Genomic DNA, 1,624 nt, shown 5'->3' with positions numbered 1-1,624 from the left:
GGCCTGTCGAGAGCAGGTTGGAGAAAATGCTGCCTGCCTGTCGGGTGAAATCAGCAGCATTTTGACCCTCCCCACTAGAAGCGGGTGCTCTATCATTTCGCAGCAACGTATCTGTAAAATAGTCGACCGGATTGACCTTCAATCCCTGGGGAAGCATTTGCTCAATGGAGGGTGCTGCTGCTTGCCCAGTGCCTTGGATAATGCCGCCGGCCGCACTGCCAGCCCCAGATATTAGTCCTCCGGCCAATTGGCCAGCTCCTTGCGCCGTTCCTCCAATGACGGTTCCTGCTGTTTCTGCGACAGTTTGGGCAGCGCCACCAACTGCTTTAGCGCCGCCAGATAAAATTGAAAGTGCAAATAGCGCAGAGATTAATGTTCCCAAGCCCCAAACAGCCAGACCGTTCAAGCCATCACGAACGGTCAGTTCGTCCCGAGTAGCGGTACCCGCAGGTCTTCGCATGCGGCCGGCGATATAGCCTCCCAGCATATAAGAACCAACCATGGAGATGATGACAAACAGCGCAGTAAGGACCAACCACGCTACGCTTATATCGCCTCCGTTATCCAATGAGATCGAACTAAGACCAAGTCCGCTCGCGAAAGTTGTCAAGACTGTCATGGTGGCCGATGCAACAACTGTTCCTGCAAAAATTGCTGGCCAGTCTACATAACCGCGATTACCATCGCTCTGTACTGAGTTTTGATCAACCATTAGCGTAACCCCAGAAATGACAGGATAAACAGAACGATTACAACCAGACCAACGAGATAGATTATTGAGTTCATTATCGTGTCTCCTCCATTACGGATGGCGCTAATGAACAATTCTTGCGGGCAAAAAGTTCCAAATTTTAAGAGAGACTTGCTGAATAAGCCGCGCGACGTTGTTTCAGTTTTTAGGGATATATTAGCCACTTAATGGTTCGTTCGTCTTAGTTTACGAAGGGGAGCGCCGCTATCAAATTAATATTGCTTGCTTTTTCGACATCTGTAATAGCTCCAGCTCCGGTCTATGGCCAACCGAGGGTTGGAAAAAACTGAAAGAACGTCCATTGCATACGGGAGTTGGGACTCCTGGACGGCGCAACCGTCGTTGAAATGGAATACCGGGACAAAAATGTCTCTGCCAAACGGAAACAGACACCAATCATCGGCGTCACGGTTGAAACCTGTTTTCACCCAGCGACGAAGGCGGCTTCGCCTGAGGTCGCATCCCTTCTCTGATCGAGACCTGTAAATTCAACGACATCGCTCGCTTTACCTTTCTCAAGGCTAGACTAACCACTATCGTAAGGGGCATTCCCAAAGTCGACGACCTGTTTCCATGGAACGTCAAGCAAGGAGAGCTGCGCTCAGCACCGAACGCTTACTGTGATCGCACGTAGATCGTTTCAAATGTGAAGGTCAAGAACGAGCGATATGATTTTCTGGCAACCACTCTCCTGTGAACTAAAACACCGCGGGAAGCGCTGATGGTCCCTCTTTAAAAAACTTTTTTGGAACTTATGTCGCCAGCGGGAGTTTCATGTCTGTTACTTAATTCACTGGAGAAATACAATGAAAATCAGAACGTTAGCGTTCTTAAGCGCTTGTATCATCGCGCCTTCGGCTGTGTTCGCTCAGG

Annotated in this window: 1 protein-coding gene; it reads right to left on the bottom strand. The window is 49.6% G+C overall.

Features of this window, described 5'->3' with window-relative positions:
- Nucleotides 1-712 (bottom strand): hypothetical protein (locus F9K94_RS24210; RefSeq protein ID WP_151610743.1); only part of this gene is annotated, 712 nt, incomplete at its 3' end.
- Nucleotides 713-1,624 lie beyond the last annotated feature (912 nt).

The organism is Brucella tritici (genome assembly GCF_008932285.1).
GTDB lineage: Bacteria > Pseudomonadota > Alphaproteobacteria > Rhizobiales > Rhizobiaceae > Brucella > Brucella tritici.
The sequence above is the reverse complement of the archived record's forward strand: the minus strand, read 5'-3'. Positions and strand labels throughout refer to the sequence as shown.